Below are 21990 nucleotides of genomic sequence, written 5' to 3'. Positions count from 1 at the left end.
ACGGCTCACGGCTCACGGCTCACGGCTCACGGCTCACGGCTCACGGCTCACGGCTCACGGCTCACGGCTCACGGCTCACGGCTCACGGCTCACGGCTCACGGCAGGACAAGACACCCCCGCCCCCACCAAGCCGCACCGGACACACCGCGACGGCCATCACCACCACCCCCAAGGCCGCCCCACACGCGCACCGCCGCACCCCAGCCAGACCTGCGCACCCCGGCCAGCACACCACCCGGCGACGAACCGGCCGCCGCCAGCACCACACGACTTCTTCGAAATGACGGGCCGCCAGGCCTCCAGCGGATCAGTGCCCGCCGACGTCACCGCCGGAAAACGGCTCAGCAAGACGCACGGCGAGGCCGCCCTGCCGGCATCAGGCCCACTGCCGAAGCTCCCCGAAACGTGGCAGGACCCAGACCCCGCACCACCCACCCACGCCACCGATCCCAGGCGACCGTGCAGCTCCCCGACCTCCCGCTCCTCAGGACGGCGCGCCCCCAGCGTGGCCATTCCACCGCTGCAGGTCCTCCAGGACGGTGACCGGGCCCAGTCCCAGCACCACCGGCGGCTGCCAGAACACCCCCTTCAGGAGGCCGGCATCGCACCGCTTCTTGCTGCACCGCTTCTTGCTGCACCGCCTCGCCTGCCGCACTCTGGAGCACGCCCCGCCCCACGATGCCGCCACCCTCGTCACGTCCGGCAGCGGACAACAGCCTTTCCCCGGCCCGCCCGTGCCAGGAATCGCCGTGCCGGCCGAACCGCCGCGCTCCGGAACCCGGCACGATCTCAGCCTGCCGTTGACCTCGCCCCCGTTGGAGGTGGGTATGGAACAGACCGTTTCCGAGTCCGTCAGGTACTCCGCGACATGCCAAGACTGCGGTGCGGAGCTGGAATGCTGCGGCGTCCAGGCCCTCGTGGACGGCCACCTGCGGTGGGACACCGAATCAACATGTCCCGTATGCGGATTCATGGCCGCCGTGTGCGGCGCAGACCTGCCGAGCGAACAGCGGGATCAGCTGCTGTCCACGTCGGGCCCCGCCAGGCTGCAGGTGAGCAGTCCACCGGCGACGAACGCCGTGATACTGCGGGTGCTGCGAGCCGAACTCGGCACCGACCTGGTCAACGCCAAGGCTGTGCTCCACCGCGTGCTGAGCGGTGACCACACAGGGACTCTTCCCGAGATGGAACTCCTGACCCGCAAGCTCCGCGCCTGCGGCATCACAGCCACAGCCACAGCCACCCGACCATAAGCACCCCATCCGGCAGCACAGCGCGGATACGCCAGAACCCGGCACCCCTTCCTGCAACAGGCAGGGGGTGAAGACAGCCCCCGTGACGAAGACACAGCCCACGCCGTGACGGACGACCAGCCGCCCCCCACCCGACACATGCCGCAACAACCACAGCAACAGCGGTTCAACCACACCACGACCAGGCCACCGGACACCCCGCGCCATACCGCAAGACCCTCCACCGCCAGAACCGGCAACCAGAAAACGCGCCCAGACAGACGCAGCATGCAGCGCGGAAACCTGCCAGCCGCGTGCACCCAGTCCTTGCGCCAGGCGGTCGGCGATCTACGGCAGCACGGCGGGATGAGTGGTGGCGAAGTCGAAATCCCGGCTGGGGCGATGAACGATGCCGTGCGCCCGGACCGCATAACCGCCCCTGAGAGCGAGCCCATAAGGACGGCCCAGATCAAGGATGCCGATGAGGAGCCGACGGTGACGCGCAGGGAGAACCGGCAGCCCCGGGTGATTCATGCGACAGCCTGGCCGCTGCGCGGACGCAACACAGGGAAGACGTCCTCCCACGCCGTACGGACACCGCGGCCGACCATTTTCCGCAGCCGGGGCCAATGCGAGACCAGGAGATCACCGTCAAGGAACCGGAGGCAGTCCTCACGCAGGCCCGTGGTCAACACGACGCGCTACATGCCCAACAGCAGCTTCCCGTCGCCCAGATCGAACGTACGCAGACCCGACCAGGCCAGATGCAACGGCAGATCCACCAGGCCGCGCGTGGGGCCGGCCAGCTCAGTCAGGCTCGACGGCAACTGGCCCGAGGCAGGACCCCAACAGGAAGGCACGGACACCTCACGCTCTGCAGTGTGCTCGTGCCCGGGACCGTATGCATCCATGGCACAACGACAGTGGCCAACACCCCCGGGCCAGACGCAGCAGCAGAACGGTCAGGAACCACAGGCCACACGCGCACAGCCGACCAGCCCCCACACCACCGCCCTCTGCACCGAGGAACCGGCCCCACCAAAACCAACCACACACATGCCCAAAAAAAGCCCTAAAAGCCACTATTCGACGGCCGCCACCGCAGCCCGGCCCCACCCCCGCCCCTCACACCCGCACCCCGCCACAACCCGCCCCGCACCACCACCCCACCCCCACAACCGATCACCGCACAACCCCCCACCCCCCACACCAAACCCCGTAGACTATACGAACTGGACGGTATTTTTACCCACCCGCGGCCCCCCACCCGCACCGAAAGAAGCCACCCACATGCCACAACCCAAACAAGACCGCGCCATCCGCACCCGCCACACCATCCTCATGGCAGCCGCCACCGTCTTCGAAGAACGCGGCTACCAAGCCGCCACCATCAGCGAAATCCTCACCACAGCCAACGTCACCAAAGGCGCCCTCTACTTCCACTTCAAATCAAAAGAACAACTCGCCCAAGGCGTCCTCGCCGGACAAGACCAAACCATCACCGTCCCCCCACAACCCTGCAAAACCCAAGAACTCATCGACACCATCATGCTGCACGCCCACCGCCTCCAAACCGACCCCCTCGTCCGCGCCGGCGTCCGCCTCACCCTCGACCAACGCGCCGACGGACTCGACCGCACCGCCCCCTTCCACAACTGGACCACCATCATCACCAACCTCCTCACCCAAGCCCAACAACAAGGCGAACTCCTCCCCCACGTCAACCCCCAAGAAACCGCCCAAATCCTCGTCGGCGCCTTCGCCGGCATCCAAGCCATGTCCCAAGCCACCACCAACTACCAAAACCTCCCCACCACCATCACCACCCTCCTCAAACACACCCTCCCCACCACCACCCACCCCGCCACCCTCACCACCCTCAACCTCACCCCCAACATCACCCACCTCACCCACGGCACCAGCGGAGAAGGAGACAGCGAAAACACAGAAGACGGCGAAGACAACGTGGCCTAAAGAACGTCAACGCCGGATCCCTCACAGCCCTGCACAAAGAGCGAACCGTCACCTCAGCGCACTCCCCTGCGCCCTTCGCCCCGTACGCCACACACAAGACGACGACCAGACCACCACAACCGGCGACTAGGAGAATCTCACCCGCGATCAGTACAACACCGCGCGCGACGCGGTCGGCTAGAAGGAGAGCACACCGACTGGCGGCCAGATCCACGTGGCATGGTCCGGCACCCACGGACTCAACACGACCCACGACTGGGACTCGGAACGGGCCTTCCACGTCTTCTTCACCGAACGACCAACCCCTGCCGTCACCAAAGCGGGCATCACGAGCAAACCCGAGAACGAATACCCCCGCTGCACAGGCGTTTCAACTCCCCGGAACCAACAGCGCCGCCTGACGCCCCAGCGAACTCCCACGACTCCCCCGACAAAGATCTGACACACAGACAAAACCGCGCCACAGAACCGACGAGACACAAAACGACACGGACGGCCCCGACAACAGGGCACACATCCCCCAGGCGAGTACCACGCAACGACACACAGCGACCCGCCATAATGGGAGCCATGGCAGCCAGCCCACATGCATCAACCCCTCCACCGGACCTGTCCGGCGCACACGCCGACGACCTCGCGCTCTACCGGGCCAAGTTCATTCAGCGATTGCCGAAATCATTGGAGGAATTGGATGGGCCCACCCAGGGAGTCGTGGAGCTGCCACTGCACGTGGCCTGGTCCGGCCTGACCTCCTACGACCTGGGCAAGCCCCGCCAGCGCATGGGCCTGTACCGCACTGTCCTGCACGAAGGGCTGCGCGAGGACCTACCCCGTTACCTCAACAAGGATCTACTCCTCCAGATGTGGCCGATCCTGCGTACCCTCACCGGCCGCACCGTGCGCACGGTATGGGAAGACACCTTTCCCCAGCTCGCTGACCGCGCCCGGACAGCCGCATGAGCGACATGCCTCAACTGCATACCCGCCTCCTTGCGGATGTGATCGACCTCGGTTCTCCCTACCCCCCTGGTCCTCACCGGCGGATACGCCGTGCGGGCACACCACCTCGTGAACCGCCCCAGCCAGGACCTCGACGTAGCCACCGAGAACCCGGCTCCCATGACCGACATCGCAGCCACCCTCTGCGCCGGCCTGGAAGCACGAGGCTGGCAAGTCCAGTCACTGGAGACCGCGCCCTTGTCCGCCCGCTTCACGGTGACCGATCCGGCCACCGGGCAGGACTGCGAGGTGGACATCCTCAAAGAGATCTTCTCGCGCCCCATCGCACACAGCCCCTACGGTCCCGTCCTCGCAGAAGAAGACGTTATCGGAACCAAGGTCCGCGCCCTGGGCGACCGCGGTGCACCCCGCGACCTGATCGACGTGTTCGCGGCATCCCAACGCTGGAGCACCGCCGACCTCGAAGAATTCGGACGCCGGCATGCCCGGGGCCGCTTCGAGCGGGAAGATCTGCAAGCCAACCTCGCAGGCGCCGAGTGGACCGACGACGAGGCCTTCGTCGCCTACGGCCTCGACGACACCACCATCACCGCGCTGCGCACTTGGGCCGTTGAATGGGCCGACCAGCTCGCATCCCGCCTCCTTCAGGAATCCGACGACCCACACACCAGCTGATCCAAAACACCCGACTACCGCTACCCCTGCATCGGTCAATGGCCGAGGACTGTCGTCCCCATCGCGGTCTTGACCCTCGACAACGTCCACCGCTGGTCCGGCTATCGCCCCGTCCGGGCCGGGCAATCTTTTTGCGTCCGCCAAGGATTTCGAAGCCCCCACGGCAGGCTCCCCAGCCAGCCAGTGCACCGAAACCCAGCACCACAGGCCCCGGCCGGCCAACCGGCATGAAGAACAAGCACCGAGCACGCGAGCACCCCGTCGGGAAACACGACAGACCGAGCCTCGCAGCAGCCATGACGAGAGGCCACAGTGCATAAACGCCAATCTCAGAGCGTCGAACGAGAAGCCGAAATGCTCGGGACACTCGTCGATCGCGGTGCAGCGTGCCGCGCCGGTTCTGCTGCACCCGCGCCCCCAAGGCGCCGCAACCACAGCGTTGTCAGGGCCAGCAAGCCCACGAAGACGGCAAGGAGAAGCACCGACGTCCACATCGGCCGGCTTCCGGGAGAGTCCCATGCCGCCCAAGTGGTCGAGATGGCCCAAAGGGCGACGCCTACCCCGTAGAAGCCCCGGACGCGATTGAGTTGCCTCAGTGTCCGCTTCCGCTGCGGTGCGGCCTGTCCGTCGGGAGAGGTGCCCCGACTCTCGAAGTCCCGCCGCACGGCCGCGCCTTCGTCGTCGATCAGGCTCGCCTCCTCGGGGATCTCCAGCACGACTCCGCAATGTCGGCACAGCTTCCCGTCTCCGGCAGGCGCGCCACATGCCTTGCAGAACCGGCTGTGCTCAGGGTCTTCGGTACGCTCCGTCATGACCTCTCCGGGGGCGGTGAACACTGACGTCAGGCGAGTGCCCCGACCGGCGACGAAGATTCATCCGCCGGACCCGCGACGCGCCGACGGCGCCGGATTCAACCCCGTTGCCGGGCGCACGCTCACGTCTCCGGGCGAAACCGGCCCCGTAGAGGCCGGACGTCATTGAGCGCCTGGCAGGCGATCGCGCCGAACGCCGCGTCGTCCGCCGCATCGGTCCAGAGTTCACAGACAATCACGGAGGAGAGGGAACGGAGTTCCGCGGCCACGTCGACGGTCAGGTCAGGAAGGCTTTGCCGTCTGACGACGCCAGCCATGGAAGCGACGAGGATGGCGTCCCTTGAAGTGGTGTAGCCGGACAGGGTCCCGGAACGCGCGGGTGTCTGCCCGGGGCGTGCATCCGCCGATCGTGCGTGCTCCCTGAACAAGGGCAGGTCATCGCGCAAGTCTCCCTGGTGAACGGCCAGTTCAACCGGAGGAGTACGCGATGGCCTTGTCCCAGTCTGAGCTGATGCGGCTGCTGGAGTCACTACGTCGGGCCGACGGAGTTGAAGCAATCCGGGTGGTGTGCGAGCGCATCCTGCAGGAGTTCATCGAGGCCGAGGCCACCGATGTGATCGGCGCCAGCCCCGGCGAGCACTCTGACCAGCGCACGACCTGGCGCAACGGTCACCGTGAGCGTTTGTTGACCACCCAGGCCGGCGACCTGGACCTGAAGATCCCGAAGGTGCGGACCGGGTCGTTCTTCCCCTCACTGCTGGAGCGCCGCCGGCGGATCGACCGGGCGCTGATCGCCGTGGTGATGGAGGCATACGTGCACGGTGCGTCCACCCGGAGCGTGGATGATCTGGTCAAGGCGCTCGGCGCGGACAGCGGGATCTCCAAGTCCGAGGTCTTTCGGATCTGCGGCGAACTCGACGAAGAACTCGTGGCGTTCAAGGAACGGCCGCTGGATCACACCGTCTTTCCCTACGTCTTCCTGGACGCCACCTACTGCAAGGCGCGGGTGAATCACCGGATCGCCTCGCAGGCCGTGGTCATCGCGACCGGCATCTCTGCCACCGGGCACCGTGAGATCCTCGGGCTGATGGTCGGCGACAGCGAGTCGAAGCCGTTCTGGACGAAGTTCCTGCGCTCGCTGCGGGCCCGCGGCCTGGAGAACGTCCAGCTGGTCATCTCCGACAGCCACAGTGGTCTGGTGGCCGCGATCCGCACGGTCTTCCTCGGCTCGGCCTGGCAACGCTGCCGCGTTCACTTCGTGCGAGACGTCTTTGCGGTGATCGAAAAGGGTTCCGGGAAGATGGTCGCGGCCACCATCCGCACCGTCTTCGCGCAGACCACCGCTGCAACCGTCCGCACCCAGCTGGACGTGGTCGCCGACATGCTCGGACGGCAGTTCCCGCAGGTCAAGAAGATGCTGCTGGACGCGGCAACGGACATCACCGCGTTCGCGGACTTCCCGCCGGCGCACTGGAAAAAGATCTGGTCGACCAACCCACTCGAACGGCTGAACCGGGAGATCAAACGACGGGCCGACGTCGTCCAGGTCTTCCCCAACCCCGCCGCCCTGGACCGGCTCGCCGCCGCGGTCCTGGCCGAACTCCACGACGAATGGCAGGTCTTCGACCGCCGCTACCTCTCCGAAGCCTCCATGGCCGAACTCTTCACCACCCAGCCGACCCCGGCCGAGCCGCAGATCACGCCGCAACCGGAATCGAAACAGCTGCCGTGACTACACCACTCAGCGGGACATGACCCGGCGCTGCGGCCGCAGGCGCGACGGGTCTTGTCCCGCAGGAGGTTGTGGACCTGCTCGGTGGTGCCGTCCGCTTCCCACGTGGCGTAGTAGTCGTAGACGCTCTTGTACGGCGGAAAGGGAGACACTGGCTGGTTGAACGACAGGTCCGCGACCCGGGGCACCGGCAGCACACGGGACGGTCCGAGCCCGTCACAACCGGACCGCACCGGAACGGAGCGCTACAGCGAACTCCTACGAGACGACCGGCGTCGACACGCGCCGTTCCGGGCCCAGCGGCGCGTCCTTCCTCTCTCCCGGCGGCTGCCCGCCGAACCGCACCCGGCGCGTTGCTCCGGCCGTGTGGACCGTGGCCTCGGGTGACCAGTAGCCGGAGGGCGGCCGGTCGGGGTGGTGTTGCGACTCCGCCTCGATGGAGTCCAGTACTTCTGCCGTCACGGCCAAGGGTCTTCGTTGCCTGGGCACTTTGGAGAGTTTGGCGGCCGTGTTCACACAGCGTCCCGACCAGATCCTGTCCCTGACGCCGCCCGCGTCGACGGGAACGGCGAAGATCGGGCCGATGTCCATGCCGCAGCCGACACTGAATCCGAGTCCGCGCCGCAACGCGGCTTGGTTGCGGCCGAGTCGGGCGCGCAGCCGTGGATGCAGGGTGTCCGAGGCGTAGGTGTCGACCTGTCTGGCGGTGGACACGGCCCTGAGGGCGTGGTGCGGGCCGGTGAAGAACGCGAGTACGGCATCACCGTGCACCCCGCAGACGTGTCCCCCGTTGGCGGTCGTGACCGCGGCGGCGCCCAGGGCGAGCGCCCGGAAGAACCTGGCTCCGTCCTGTCTGCCCAGGGCGTTGAGGATGTCGCTCGACCCATTGACGTCGATGTACAGGCATACGCCGTCGAACACGACCGCGTCCTGGCAGGTCCGGGGTCCCTCCGAGAGGTGGCTTGGGTCGGGCGGGCGGAGGAGGTGAGGGGTGTCGAAGCTTTCCTCGACGATGCGTGCCAGGTGTGATGCCAGGTCCATACGTGTCGTCTCTTCCCGCTGGGCGGTCATGTGGTGGGACCGTCGGTCCGGTGCGTGCCTGTGGGTGGGGCGTCCGCCCTACAGCGCCTACGGGTGCCGCCGCGTCCCGCGCCCGTGGTGGCGGGGGCGGGCAGCGCGGCCCGGTCGCACTTCCCGTTGGCGGTGACGGGGAAGGCCGGCAGGGAGACGATCGCGGCGGGGAGCAGCAACTCCGGGAGCATCGCGGCCAGATGGCCGCGCACGGAGGCGGTCTGCTCCGGGTCGAGGGCGGGTGTCACGTAGAGGACCAGCTTGGCACTGGCGGCGACATCGGTGCGGACCATCGCGAGGGCCGCACCGACGGAGGGGTGCTCACAGGCGACGGCCTCGATCTCGCCGGGTTCGATCCGCAGACCCCGCAACTTGACCTGGTGGTCCCGGCGGCCGTGGTAGATGAGGAGTCCGTCCCGCGACCAGCTGACGACGTCTCCCGTCCGGTAGAGGCGTTCGCCGGGGGCCTCGGGGTCGTCGACGAAGCTCGCCGCGGTCAGATCGGGCCGGCCGACGTATCCGCGGGCGAGTCCCACACCGCCGAGGTACAGCTCGCCCGGCTCGCCGGCCGCGACCCGGAGGCCGTTGTCGTCGCGTACGGACACATCGATGCCCCGGATGGGCCGTCCGATCGGAACGCCGGGTCCGGGTTCGGACGTCCGGCAGGTCCACCAGGTCACGTCGATCGACGCCTCGGTCGGGCCGTAGAGGTTGTGCAGTCGCGCGTCGTAGGACGAGGTGAAGCGGTTGGCGAGTCCGTGGCTCAACGCCTCGCCGCTGGCGATGACATGGCGCAGCGAGGGGCAGGGCGCGGTGGCGGTCTCGTTGAGGAAGGCGTCGAGCATGGTGGGCACGAAGTGGACGACGGTGATGTGTTCCCGGCGGATCGTCTCGGCCAGGTACTCGGGGTCCCGGTGGCCGTCCGGCCGGGCCATGACCAGCCGGGCCCCTGCGGTCAGCGGCCACAGGAACTCCCAGACCGCCACGTCGAAGGTGTAGGGGGTCTTCTGGAGGACGGCGTCCCCGGGGCCGATGGGGAACCACTCCTGCATCCAGCGCAGCCGGTTGACCAGCCCGCGGTGCGGGACTCCGACGCCCTTGGGCCGGCCGGTGGAGCCGGAGGTGTAGATGACGTAGGCGAGGTCCTGGTCGCCGGGCTCGCTGGACCGGTCAGGTTTCCGGTCTACGACGGCCTCGGGCTCCCCGTTGGTGGTGGCGTCGAGCGCGAGTACCGGTGCACGCAGGTCCGTCGGCAGCGCGGGTCGGCAGGTGTCGTCGCTCAGAATCATCAACGGCCTTGCCTCGTCGACGACATGCTCGACACGGCCCGCGGGCCAGGTCGGGTCCAGTGGCAGGAACGCGCCGTCGGCGAGGAGGACTGCGACGATGGCTACGACGAGGGCGACCGACCGTTGGGCGCAGACGGCGACGGTGGTGTCGGGTCCGACCCCGCAGTCACGGAGGCGCTGCGCCAACTCCTCCGACCGGAGGGCGAGTTCGCGGTAGGTGATGGATTCCGACTCGTCGGAGACGGCGGGTGCGTCACCGTCGATGTTCAGTCCGCGCCACAGCAGGTCCGCGGTGCGCGCTCCGTCGTCCCAGGCCAGCTCACCGTGTTCCGGCAGCACGGCAGCGGTCGGTGCCGGGTCGATGAGCCGTGTGAGCAGCCGGGCGGTCTGCGGATCGCCCAGCAAAGCACCTGTGGGCAGTGGCAGTTGTTCCATACGGACGGAGTCGGCCGCCCAGTCCGGGTGGGCGAAGCGCAGTCCGTCGTTGCCGACGACGACCGTATCGGGTCGCAGGCCGGCTGGGACGGGGGTGGCGAGGGTGTGCAGGAGAAAGGTGAACCAGGCGCGATAGCGCTCGCTCAACATGCCGACGCACAGGTCGAGTTCGTCCTCGGGGAGTCCGTCGGCACGCAGCTTGTCGGCCAGGGCCTGGCGCAGCCAGTCGATGATCCCTTCGAGGGTCAGTTCTCCGTCGTACGTCTCCGGTGTGGCGACGCCCAGGCCCGCACGGATGGCGTCGGCGTCGTCGCGTACCGATCGCGGTGTCGGCCAGGTGGGCTCCACCAGGATGAGGCGCGGTCCGGGAGAGCCTGGGGTGGTGAGTCGGGCGGCCAGATGCAGGCTGAGGGTCGCTGCGCCGCAGTAGCCGATCACGGTCTCCGGCCGCACGCCCAGGCGATCCAGCTCCAGGCCACAGGCGTGGGCGAGTTCGGCGATGTCCGCCGGGTCGGTGACCGGGGCGGTCACGGCGTCGATGCGGTAGAGAGCCTGGTCGGTGGTGATCGTGCCCGCGACGTCGGCCAGCGTCGTCTTGGGGGTGAACTCGTTGAAGTCCACGACCACCACGGGTCGTTGGTCACCCTCGCGCAGGGTCGTGATCCTCGCCGAGGGCTTCGCTTCGGAACTCATGCGGTGTCCGCGTCCTTTCGGGCTTCGTCGACGCCAGGAGTGAGGGCTGGTGCCGCCGATGGAGGAAGAAGTCCCAGCTGTGCCGCGAAGCCCGGGTGGTCGAGTACGGCGTCCAGGTGCAGCGTCACGTCGAACTCGCGCCGGATCAGCGCGATCAGGCGCACGGCGAGCAGGGAGTCGCCACCGAGGGCGAAGAAGTCGGCGGCGGCGGCGACGGGTTGGTCGCCCAGCAGCCGCTGCCAGATGGCCCGCAGCCTCGATTCGTGGTCAGCGGGTCCGGGTGCCGTGGCCGGTTCAGGTGCCGGAGTCCTTGGATCTTCCGGAGCCGGCGTCGTGCCGGGCGCGGCCGGACGGTCGGACGGGGGTGTCGCGGACGGCTCGGCGTCCAGCCAGTGCCGGCGGCGCTGGAACGGGTAGGGCGGCAGCACGACCCGTCGGCCCCTTCCATAGCCGAACTCCGTCCAGTTGACGTCGGCGCCGGCGGTCCACAGCGCGCCGACCGCGGACAGGAGCGCTTCGTAGGGCTCGTCACCCGGCTCGGTGCCCGGCATCGTGGCCAGGCACAGCGGCGGCGTCTCCTCCCCCTGTGAGCGCGCGAGGCCGGTCAGGGCCCGTCCTGGGCCGACCTCCAGAAAGACGGGATGGGGCATCACGCGTACTCGGGCCAGCCCGGCGGAGAAGGCGACCGGTTCCCGCAGGTGTCTGGTCCAGTATTCGGCGGAGTACTCCCTGACCGGTTCTCCGGTGAGGTTCGACATCACCCGCAGCCGGGGCCGGTGGTGGCGTACGGCGGCGGCGTGTTCACGGAACTCGTCGAGGACCGGGTCCATCAGCATGCTGTGGAATCCGTGCGACACACGCAACGGCCGTGCGGAGACGCCGTGTTCGTCGAGTGTCGCGGCGAGCGACGCGACGGCGTCGGGCGGTCCTGAGACCACGACGGCCTCGGGTCCGTTGCGGGCCGCGACCGACACGCCTTCGGGAAGCAGCGGTTCGATCTTCTCCTCCGCCGCGTGCACGGCGAGCATCGCGCCTGGCGGTGCCGCTGCCATGAGGCGTCCGCGTACGGCGACCAGGTCCAGGGCGTCCGGAAGGTCGAGCGCGTGGGCCAGACAGGCTGCGGTGTACTCGCCGATGCTGTGGCCGATGAGGACCCTGGGTTTGATTCCCCAGTCGAGGAGTTGGGCGGCCAGTGCGTATTCGACGGTGAACAGCGCCGGCTGGGCCAGCAGCGTGCCGCGCAGAGCCATCTCGGCGTCGGCGTCCGCGCTCTGCTTGAGCAGCAAGGTGCGCAGATCCAGACCGAGATGGCCGGTCAGCCGCTCACAGCACTCGTCGAGCACCTCCCGGAACCGGGGCAGTTCGTCGTAGAGGCCTGTCGCCATGCCCGGACGTTGGGCTCCCTGGCCGGGGAACATGAACCCGAGTGTGACCGCGCGATGGGCCTGGCGTGGCTGCGCCGACCGCAGCCGGTCGCGCAGGGTGTGCGGTGCGGCACCCACGACGGCGGTGCGCCAGGCCCGGGTGGCTCTGCCGACCTGGAGGGTGTGAGCGATGTCCGGGACGTCCGCCGCGACGGCGGTGCCGAGGTGGTGTGCGAGCCGGTCCGCCGAGGACAGGGCGGCCTGCCGTTCGTGAGCGGACAGTACGAGCAGCGAGGGGCGCGGGCGTGCCGGGGGTGGCGCGGGCTGTGGCGTCGCCTGTTCGACGATCGCATGGGCGTTGGTGCCGCCGATGCCGAACGCGCTGACCCCGGCGCGGCGCGGTCCGCCCTCGGCCGGCCAGGTGCGGGCGCGGTTGGTGACGTAGAACGGTGTGGTGTCCCAGCCGATCTCCGGGTTGGGTTCGGGGCAGTTGACCGCCGGTGGTATCACGCCGTCGCGTACGGCCAACACGGCCTTGATGAGGCCGCTCACGCCGGCGGCGGCATCGAGGTGTCCGAGGTTCGCCTTGATGCTGCCGACGGCGCAGAACCCGGTCTTGTCCGTGTGCTTCCGGTACGCCTCGGTGAGAGCGGCGATCTCGATGCCGTCGCCGACCTCGGTGCCGGTTCCGTGGGCTTCGACGTAACCGATGGTGTCCGCGGTGACTCCCGCGGAGCGCAGGGCCGCGTCGATCACCTCGGTCTGGCCCTCGGTGCTCGGTGCCGTGTAACCGACCTTGCGGCCACCGTCGTTGTTGATGGCCGAGCCACGGATCAACGCGTGCACGGTGTCGCCGTCGGCGTAGGCGTCACGGGCACGTTTGAGGACGACCAGTGCCGCTCCCTGGCCTACGACCGTGCCGTGTGCGTTCCGGTCGAAGGGCCGACAGTGACCGTCGGGGGAAAGGATTCCGTTGCGGGCGTAGACGTAGCCGGTGTGCTGGGGAGGCTGGACGGAGGCTCCGCCGGCGAGGGCGAGGTCGCAATCGCCATGGAGGAGGCTCTGGCGGGCAAGGTGGACCGCGACCAGTGAGGTGGAGCAGGCGGTCTGGACGGCCAGCGCGGGTCCGCGCAGGCCGAGTCGGTAGGCGAGGCGGGTGGCGGCGTGGTCCTTCTCGTTGCCCAGCATGAGCTGGAGAAGGTCCGCGTCCTGCGCTCCTCGCGGGTTGGTGAGCAGGTGGCGCAGGAGGTAGGTGTTCATTCCGGTGCCGACGAACACTCCTCCCCTGCCGTCGAATCCGCCGTATCCGGCCGCCTCCAAGGCCTGCCATCCGCACTCCAGGAGCACCCGCTGCTGCGGATCTGTGAGTTCCGCTTCGCGTGCCGAGTATCCGAAGAGTGCGGCGTCGAAGAGTTCCATGTCGTTGAGGACACCGCGTACCGGTACGTAGTCGGGGTTCTCGTAGTCGTGCGCGGGCACCCCTGCGGCGATGAGCTGTTCGGTGCTGAAGCGGGTCAGGGACTCCTCGCCGGCCTGAAGGCTGGACCACAGCTGGTCGACGGAGTCGGACCCGGGGAAGCGGCCCGCGAGGCCGATGACGGCGACGGCCGTGTCGTCGTCTGGTCCGGAGAGGGTTTCGTCGCTCATCCGGCGTTCACCTTCGTGTGCAGGTAGGCGGCCAGTTGCTCCACCGTCGAGTAGCGGAACATGTCGGCGAGCCTGAGTTGGCAGCCGGGATAGGCGGCGGCCAACTGGTTGCGGACCTGGGGCACTTGAAGGGAGTCGCCGCCCACGTCGAAGAACCGGTCGTCGTAGCCGAAATCGCTCGTCCCGAGAATCCGCTCCCAGATGTCGGCGACCCGATCCTCGATCTCCTCGACGGACTCGTCCGCATCGGCCTGGCCGCTCTCGTCCTCGGTCGTGTCGAACCCGCTCTGTCCGGTCCCCCCTCCTTCCGCCGGAGCGGCTGCCTCGCCGACCGGCCGGCCGGGGCTGGTGGCCATGAGCGCCCGTGCGGTCAACTCCCGCACGTCCACCTTGCCGTTCGCGGTGAGCGGGAAACCGTCGATGTCGGTCCAGAGAGACCAGAGGGAGGGGACGGCGTGCTCGGGCAGTTGCTCGGCGGCCAGCGCGCGCAGCCGTAGCGCATCGCAGGCTCCGTGAGCGGCGACGATGCCCGCAACGATGCGGGTCTCGCCCCCGCCGGTCGTCGTGGGGGCCGCGACCGCGTCCGTCACGTCCGGAAGGCCCCGCAGCACTGCGGCCACCTCCTCCAGCTCCACCCGGAATCCACGGATCTTGACCTGGTGGTCGCGGCGGCCCAGGATCCGCAGATCGCCCTCGCCGTCCCAGCGCACGAGGTCGCCGGTGCGGTAATGGCGCCGTCGGTCCGGCCCCCGCACGAACCGGCGTGCCGTCTCTTCGGCGTCGTCGAGGTAGTCGAGGGCCAGCCCTCGTCCCGTCGTGTACAACTCGCCGACGGCGCCTCGCGGGACGGGTCGCCCCTCTTCGTCGACGACCAGGACGTCGGTTCCGGCGATCGGCCGGCCGATCGGTACCGTGTCGCCGACGGCTGCGGCGTCGTCCAGGTGGTGGACCGTGGTGAAGGTGGTGTTCTCCGTCGGCCCGTAGCCGTTGCTTATCCGCAGGCCGGGGCAGCACTCCAGTACCCGGCGCACCTGGGCCGCAGGGACGACGTCACCACCGGTCAGTACCTGGTCGACCCCACCGAAGGCCGCCGGTTCATGGTCCGCCACCAACCGGAACAGTCCGGCGGTGAGCCACAGCCCGGTCACCGCCTGTTCGTTGAGGAAGCGGGCCAGCGCGGCAGTGGTCGGCTGCCGGTCGGGATGGATCACGATCGACCCGCCCGCCGCCAGCGGGGTGAACAGTTCCAGTGTCGACGCGTCGAAGGACAGCGGGGCGAACCGGAGGAAGCGCGCCAGTGCCTTCGGGCGCACCACTTGCGGGTCGAGGACCAGCCGCAGCACGGCGCGGTGGGGTATGCGGACCGCCTTCGGACGGCCGGTGGAACCCGAGGTGAAGGCGATGTAGGCGACCCGCTCCGGGTCAGGAGCGGCCGGGGGCGGCACGTCCGCGCACGGATCCAGGGGGCCCCAGGGTTCGAGGGGTTCGACCGGGACGGCGGTGAGCCCCGCGGCGGCGAGTTCGGCGGCCCGTGCCGGGAACGCCAGCACGGCCGCAGGGCGCACCACTTCGGCGACGCGCTGCACGACGGCGGCGGGGAGCCGGGGTTCGATGCCGATGTACGCGGCGCCGATCCGGATTGCGGCCAGTACGCCGACGATCTCCGCCGCCGACCGGGGCACGGCGACGACGACACGGTCGCCGTCACGGACACCTGCCGTGTGCAGGGCCGCGGACTGCGCCTCCACGGCACGTACCAGGGCGGCATAGGACAAGGTCGGGCGGCCGGGCACGGTCACGGCAGGCGCGTGCGGGTCGCGGGCTGCGGCCCGCGCGACGAGTTGCCACACATCGCCGGCCGTGACCGGGGACCCGTCAAGAATGTCCGTCGCCGGGGCGGCCCCGAACGCTTCGACGGGCGGGGCTTCGCTCGGTGCGGCGGTGACGGTCCGGATCTCCTGTTCCGGGTGGCCGGTCATCCGCCGCAGCATCGTCAGGAAGTCCGAGACCAGGAGCGCGGCTTCGCCCGGTGCGAGAACAGAGGTCGCGTACTCCATGCTCAGGAGCGGCCGGCGGCCCCATCGCTGCACGTACAGCAGGGCGTCGAGGGTCGCGCCGCCGCAGTGCCCCTCGTACAACCGGGCATCCAGTCCCGGAAGGGCGAAGTGGTCCGGCAGCATCTCGTCGTGCGCGGCGAAGCCCACCTGGACGAGGGGGTTACGGCGAGGGTCGGTGCCGGCGCCGAGGCCCTTGGCCAGTCGTTGGACGGGGACGTCCCGGGCGTCGATGGCGGCGCGGACGTCCCGCCCGACGTCCTGGACATAGTCGCGGACGGTCGCGGTGGTGCCGGGCTCGCAGCGTACCGGCAGGAGTGAGGTGCCCAGGGCGACCGTCGACTGCTGGGAACGGGTCGACCGGCCGACCCAGGACAGTCCGGTGATCAGCCGCGGGACGCCGGCCCGGCGGGCGACGGCCAGCGACCATGCGGCGAGCAGCACCACATTGCGGGTGACACCGCAAGTGGACGCCAACTCGACACAGGCGTCGCCGAGTTCGGTGGACAGCGGGACGGGAATGCGTACCCCCCGGCCGTCGAAGACGTCGGGACGGCGCAGGTCGCCGGGCAGTTCCAGGACGGTCGGTGTCGATGACAGTTCGCCGATCCGGCGGGTGGCGAGGTGTTCCGCGTCGGGGCGGGTCCAACTCGCGAGTCCTGGGGCAGGTTCGGTCGGTCCTCGACCCTGGTAGCGGTCGAACAGCTCGCGCCACAGCAGTCCGATGCTCCAGCCGTCGGCGACCACGTGGTGGACCAGCAGACTCAGCACATGGCGGCTGTCGTCGCTCTTGGTCAGGGTGAAGACGACGGGCGGGCGGTCGAAGGGGCGCAGCAGGGCGGGCGCCGCCGCCGCGAGCATGGCATGGACGGCGTCCACACCGGCCTCGCCGTCGGCGAGCGCCAGTTCCTGGAGACGCACGCGGGCCTGCCATTGGGGAACGACTCGGGCGCGCGGCCCGTCAGGTCCCTGGAAGTAGACCGTGCGCAATGCTTCATGACGGTCCGTCAGTTCTTGGACGGCGTCGAGCAGTGCGTCCCGGTCGAGTTCACCGCGCAGGTCCACGCTGAAGAGCAGGCGCCAGGGATGGCCCGCTTCCAGGTCCTCGCTCACCAGCATGGCGTTCTCGCCCGCGGTGACGGCGCGGTCGGCGCGCGGCGACGGCACGGGGTCCCGGCCGGTGTCCGCGGCGGGAACCGGGCGGGCCGCCGCGAGGGTCTCGGCGAGGGGCTCGCCTCCCAGCAGAGCGGCCAAGTCGATGGCCAGGCCCAGGTGTTCGGCCCGCGCGACGAGGTCGACCGCGCTGAGCGAGGTGCCGCCCAGGGCGACGAAGGAGGAATGGTGCGCCTCGGAGGGCAGGGTGTCCGGCTCGCGTCCGAGGGTCTGTGCGGCCGCTTCGATCAACGAAGGGTGCGTGGGTGCTTGGGCATACGTGCTCATGGAGTCTTCCGATCCTGCGTGATCAGAGTGCTGTTGGAGTCTGTTGCGCCTGCGGCGAGCCGTCGCGCGGTGGTTCGGCCTCGGGTCCGCGAGTGCGCTCGGCCCACGAGATGACGGGCCCGTTGACGAGCAGGCCGGCCACGAAGACCAGGGCGAGGATGAACCATCCTCCGGGCACGAACCGGGCGGTGCAGAAGGTGACGAGCACCGGGCCCGCGATGTTCGGCAGCGAGCCGCCCAGCGCGTACATCCCGCCGTAGACGCCATGGGCGCCGGCCGGTGCGAGACCGTAGCGGAACGACCAGTTGGCGCTCTCTCCCCACAGTTCGCCGAGGGTGAGCAGGGCGACGGTGACCAGGAGGACGCCGGTGGCGGCCAGGGTGCCGAACTGCGGTACGGCCGCGGCGCCGAGACAGGCACAGGCGAGGGCGGCGAACGCGGCGCGTTGCATGCGCCGGGCGCCGGGGACGGTATCGCTCCCCCGGGACAGCCTGACCTGGAGAGCGATCACCAACAGGGTGTTCCCCAGGATCATCCACGCCGCCAGCGGTGTGGGGACCCGGGTGTGGCCGATGACCCACAGAGGCAGTCCGACGGTCAGGATGGTGTTGCCGATCAGGGTGGTGCTGCTGACCACGGACACGGCGATGTAGGGGAGGTCGTATCCGCGCCGTCCGCTGTCCTGCTTCGCCCTGGCTGTCCCGCCGGGACGGGGGCGCGGCAGCCGCAGGCTGAGGATCGCGGCAGCCGCAGCGGCGACCGCCATGCCAAGGATCAGGGAGGCGTAGGCCGCTCGGGTGTTGATGCCGATCACCACGCCGGCGCAGAGCACACCCACCGAGAATCCGATGTTGGTGACCACTCTGCTGTATGCGGCGATGTGCACGCGTTTTCCCTTCGGCACCAGCTCGGCAAGGAGGGAACCACGCGACACGTTGCCGCCCGCCTCGACGATTCCGATGGCTGTGATCACCGGAAGGTACTGCCGGAACGAATGGACGAAGACGGCCGCGACGAGCAACAGGGAAAGCAGCGCCGAGCAGACGATCGACACGTCGCGGGAGTTCCAGCGATCGGCCAGTCTGCCGATGGGAATACCCAGTAGTACACCGGCCAGACCTGCCAGCGAGAATCCCAGTCCGACTTTCGACTGGGACATTCCACCCGCTTTCACGAAGAAGACGGCGCTGCCCGAGGTGTAGAGGCCATATCCGATCGTCGCGATGAGGTTGTTGATCTGAAGGACCCGTATGGGTCCGGGAGGCGGTAGTAAGCCGCTGATACGCACCACAAACTTACCCCCGTGGTGAACATGGAGTTGGCGGAGAATTCCGGCAGCGACAGCGCGCGGGGTGGTTGCCGCTGCCGCCGTCCGTCCGCAGTCAGGGCCCAGCCGATTCACTCTCGCCGTCGGTGGCAGGGAATGTAGCGCACGTCCGATCTTCAGCGTCAGCCATTTTAGGAAAACCTGAGGTTCACCAGCCGGCAACTCATCGGTAACTGACACGAGTTGACGCGAGGAACGATGGCGGACCGCGCCTACCCCGTCGGCGCTGAGCTGCGAAGAGGCCAATGTGCGGGAAGGTGCGGGAGCTTCTTCGAGTCTTCGGATCCGGGCGTTCCCGCCACCGTCACTGCCGCCCACGCGGCGTCCTCGGGCGTCGGACGCGAGCCGCAGCGCGCGTCGTCCGCGCACCGGGACGACGGCCGGGCGGGCACCGGCCGTGGCATCGGTGCGGTGGGACGGGTCATCGGCCGATTGCGGTCCGGGCCATTCCTCCGCTATCCGGACCGTTCCTGCTCGGTCCTGGCCGTTCCTCCGCGGCGCGGACCGCATGGGGCGGGTAGCCGATTCCGGCCTCGTCCCGGGGCGGCGGCGCCGGGGGCGGCTCACTGGACAGCGGGTCTCGGCTCTCGCGAAGGGTCAGCGTCGACTGGGCCTCACCTGCGGCCGACTTCCGGTGGTCCGCGCGAGGTGACGCTGGATCAGCGCGATGTCACCCATGTCCTTCACCCGGCCGAGGGCCGACTTCCAGGCGAGCGTGTGCGACAGCGAGAGGAACCGGGTGTCGCCGACGATGTCGGCCTCGTCGATCAGCCGGTCCGTGTCCAGGAGCACACCGCAATCGCGGATCGGGTGCCACCGGTCGAACACCTCGACCTGCCGGTCGGCCAGACCGACCCGCAGTCCGTACCCGGACGCCGTCGGTCCGGGCCTGCCCAGCTCGACGGCACGGGCCCAGGCGGCTCCTCGCGCCACCAGGTCCAGATCACCGATCACCGGCTTGAGCCGGTGCGCCAGCAAGGGTCCGCTGCCGGCGACGACGTAGTCGTGCGGCGGCAGATCGAGAGAGGCCAGCAGGTTCCTGAGGCGGGTTTCAGAAATAGACATCCGCACATCATGCGTGCCTCGGGGCATGAGGGTGGAGTTTTTTATTCATCCAGACCCGACGAATACATGGGGCACATGGGACTGGCAGGGCCAAAAGATCCATGGAACGGAGGCATTCATTCCGAATGGGATCCGAGATCCAAGGAGGAACGCGTGGACCCGCGAAGCACCTGGCATAGCTAAAGAGGACATCTCTCATCGATAGCAACCTATGCCCGATATACCGGACTCCCCCACGAGATCCAAGTGAGGCTTGCGGGCCGCATCGAACTCACCTAGGCTCGCCGCCATTCGAGCATTCAACGGGGGCGTTGCCGCTCGAACAGATCGTGAGACGTACGGCGCAGGATCGAGACCCGCCCGCATCAGGGCCCGATCCCAGAGTGCGCGTGCTCGGTTTTTGCCCCCCTGTAGGACCGGTTGCCCATCGGCTGGAAAGCCGCGACCGGACGCAGTGCGACGACGGGCCGGAAGGAAAAACAGCGTGATCACGGGGATTGTCGTTTATTTCGCTCAAGCGGTGCACGTATGAACGGGGAGTCTGTAACCGAAGCGGCAGCCGAACGTCAGCCGGCACCGGGCGAATTGAAGAACTGGCTCGCGGCGCAGTGGGCTGAACTGCTCGGCGCGCAACCGCAGGACGACGCCGATTTCTTCGCCTTGGGCGGCAGTTCCTTACAAGCGACGATTCTCACTTCCCGGATACGGCAGGCGGGTTTCCCTCATATAGGCCTTGTCGATGTGCTGGAACACCGCTCGTTCGCGAGACAACTCACGCTGGTGGCCTCGCAGGACGGTCGTGACCGCCCCGCGCCCCACTCGCCCCCGACCGCAACGACAACCCCGCCCGGCCTCTCGCACGGACAGCGGAACCGGCTGGCGATGGCCAGGGAGCGACTGCTCGCAGGCGAAGGCGGCGCACCCCCGCTCGCCATCCAGCTCGCGGTCGAACTCCTCGGCCCTGTCGACGTTCCCGCACTCGAAGCGGCGGTGCGCGACCTCGTCGTCCGCCATGTCGGCCTGCGCACCGCATTTCTCACCGCGGACGGCGAGATCCAGCTCAGGGAGGTGCCGCCGGAACTGCTCGACGGGCCGTACCTGACCATCCGCGATCTGCGCCATCACCCTTCCGACACCGCTTGGTCCGAAGCACTGGCCCTAGCGCAGGAACAAGTGAGCGCCCCAGTCGACTTCCGCGAGCCCCCTCTCGTGTCCACGCACCTCACTCTGTTGAGCGAGGATCGGCATCTGTTCACCCTGACCGTCGATCATCTGGTCAGCGATGCCACCTCCGCGGGCCTGCTCTGGCGCGATCTGGCCGAGTTCTACGAAGCGTCACTCGAAAATCGCCCGCCCGGACTCCCTCCGCTGCGCACGACCGCCCAACAGGTCCTCGGCGCACGGGAAGCACAATGGCGGGCCGGCGAGACACACATGCTGGACGCATGGGACAAGGCCCTGGCCGGGTTTCCGTACGCCCCTCAGGACGATCTGGCGCCGGTCGACGCAGCGGAGGAGTTCCGGCCGCCACAGCCCGCCGAGTTCACCCGGTTCACTCTGCCCGCTCAGGCCGCCACCGACTTCGAGTCGGCCTGCCTGACCACCGGGGTGACGCGCCACACGGCGGTCATGGGCCTGGTCTTCCACGCTCTGCACGCCCTCGACGGCAGGCAGGACGCCGTGGTGTGCTCCTCCCAGTCCGGCCGGACGGACGTCCAGGACGACCTGGTCGGCTGGCTCTCGGACAGTGTGATCGTCCGTATCGGCGGCCAGGACGGCGGCCTCGCGGTATCGGCGCTCGAACTCGTCCGGCGTACGCAGGAACGCCTGATGTTCGCCTACCGCAACCCGGTTCCGTTCAACGTGCTGGTCCAGCGCTACCAGGGCACCGTCGACGGCCGCACCCCGTACAAGCCGCACATCTACGTCCATCACACGGGAGACTCGCCGGTCGGCGCCCGGTTCGGTGCCACGCGGGCCCAGCTCCTGGACGAGCACGCCTCCGTCACCTTCTTCCCAGGGCCCAGCGTCCAGGTCGAACAGGACGGGGACGACCTCTCGATCGGCGTGAACACGGCCGCGGGACGCTATCCCGACGGGTTGGCCAACCGGTTCGGCGCACTGCTGCGCGACGCGATCATCCAGTTCACGGCGGAGGCCGCCGCCTAATGGGACCAGCCGGGTCGGAGAGACTCGGTGTCGTAGCCGCCAGCAGGTGA

General features: G+C 68.8%; 12 protein-coding genes and 1 pseudogene. 6 read left to right on the top strand and 7 right to left on the bottom strand.

Annotated elements, in window-relative coordinates; all coding sequences use genetic code 11:
• Positions 1-972: 972 nt before the first annotated feature.
• From ACIPTO_RS40715 to ACIPTO_RS40700, 4 genes and pseudogenes are all read left to right on the top strand, one after another.
• Positions 973-1254: a hypothetical protein gene (locus tag ACIPTO_RS40715; protein WP_401200479.1), complete on the top strand. Its 282-nt coding sequence runs from the start codon at positions 973-975 to the stop codon at positions 1252-1254.
• A 1269-nt stretch (positions 1255-2523) separates the two neighbouring features.
• On the top strand, positions 2524-3207 hold the full coding sequence (locus ACIPTO_RS40710) for a ScbR family autoregulator-binding transcription factor (protein ID WP_401200477.1): 684 nt from the start codon (positions 2524-2526) through the stop codon (positions 3205-3207).
• Positions 3208-3777: 570 nt separating this feature from the next.
• Positions 3778-4167, top strand: coding sequence for a hypothetical protein (locus ACIPTO_RS40705; protein WP_401200473.1), 390 nt, complete (start codon positions 3778-3780; stop codon positions 4165-4167).
• Positions 4164-4842, top strand: a pseudogene (locus ACIPTO_RS40700) (nucleotidyl transferase AbiEii/AbiGii toxin family protein). The gene ACIPTO_RS40705 and the pseudogene ACIPTO_RS40700 overlap by 4 nt, the downstream one beginning before the upstream one ends.
• Before the next feature lie 934 nt (positions 4843-5776).
• Here the strand turns inward: ACIPTO_RS40700 and ACIPTO_RS40695 are convergent.
• A complete protein-coding gene (locus ACIPTO_RS40695) occupies positions 5777-6100 on the bottom strand; it encodes a hypothetical protein (protein WP_401200471.1) in 324 nt (107 codons plus the stop codon).
• A gap of 41 nt (positions 6101-6141) precedes the next feature.
• On the opposite strand from ACIPTO_RS40695, the gene ACIPTO_RS40690 reads away from it, so the two are divergent.
• Positions 6142-7386: an IS256 family transposase gene (locus ACIPTO_RS40690; RefSeq protein ID WP_401200468.1), complete on the top strand. Its 1245-nt coding sequence runs from the start codon at positions 6142-6144 to the stop codon at positions 7384-7386.
• A 258-nt stretch (positions 7387-7644) separates the two neighbouring features.
• Here the strand turns inward: ACIPTO_RS40690 and ACIPTO_RS40685 are convergent, their stop codons facing one another.
• The 6 genes from ACIPTO_RS40685 to ACIPTO_RS40660 form a co-directional block, all read right to left on the bottom strand.
• Positions 7645-8427, bottom strand: coding sequence for a hypothetical protein (locus ACIPTO_RS40685; protein ID WP_401200466.1), 783 nt, complete (start codon positions 8425-8427; stop codon positions 7645-7647).
• Between the two features lie 26 nt (positions 8428-8453).
• Complete coding sequence (locus tag ACIPTO_RS40680) at positions 8454-10874, bottom strand: amino acid adenylation domain-containing protein (protein WP_401200463.1); 2421 nt, start codon at positions 10872-10874, stop codon at positions 8454-8456.
• Positions 10871-13885, bottom strand: a complete 3015-nt coding sequence (locus ACIPTO_RS40675; RefSeq protein WP_401200461.1) for a type I polyketide synthase — start codon at positions 13883-13885, stop codon at positions 10871-10873. Before ACIPTO_RS40675 ends, ACIPTO_RS40680 begins: the two co-directional genes overlap by 4 nt.
• Positions 13882-17379, bottom strand: coding sequence for an amino acid adenylation domain-containing protein (locus tag ACIPTO_RS40670; protein WP_401200458.1), 3498 nt, complete (start codon positions 17377-17379; stop codon positions 13882-13884). The genes ACIPTO_RS40675 and ACIPTO_RS40670 overlap by 4 nt, the downstream gene beginning before the upstream one ends.
• Positions 17380-17401: 22 nt before the next feature.
• The gene (locus ACIPTO_RS40665; protein ID WP_401200456.1) at positions 17402-18670 is read right to left on the bottom strand and encodes an MFS transporter; all 1269 of its coding nucleotides are present in this window, start codon (positions 18668-18670) and stop codon (positions 17402-17404) included.
• A gap of 633 nt (positions 18671-19303) precedes the next feature.
• On the bottom strand, positions 19304-19771 hold the full coding sequence (locus tag ACIPTO_RS40660; protein WP_401200453.1) for a hypothetical protein: 468 nt from the start codon (positions 19769-19771) through the stop codon (positions 19304-19306).
• 528 nt (positions 19772-20299) lie between these two features.
• On the opposite strand from ACIPTO_RS40660, the gene ACIPTO_RS40655 reads away from it, so the two are divergent.
• Entirely contained in the window at positions 20300-21940 is a 1641-nt protein-coding gene (locus tag ACIPTO_RS40655) for a condensation domain-containing protein (protein WP_401200450.1), read from the top strand.
• The last annotated feature ends 50 nt before the right edge of the window (positions 21941-21990 follow it).

The sequence above is a fragment of the Streptomyces sp. NPDC090083 genome (assembly GCF_044747445.1).
GTDB lineage: Bacteria > Actinomycetota > Actinomycetes > Streptomycetales > Streptomycetaceae > Streptomyces.
Note: the sequence above shows the minus strand (reverse complement) of the source record. Positions and strands in the feature narration are given on the sequence as shown.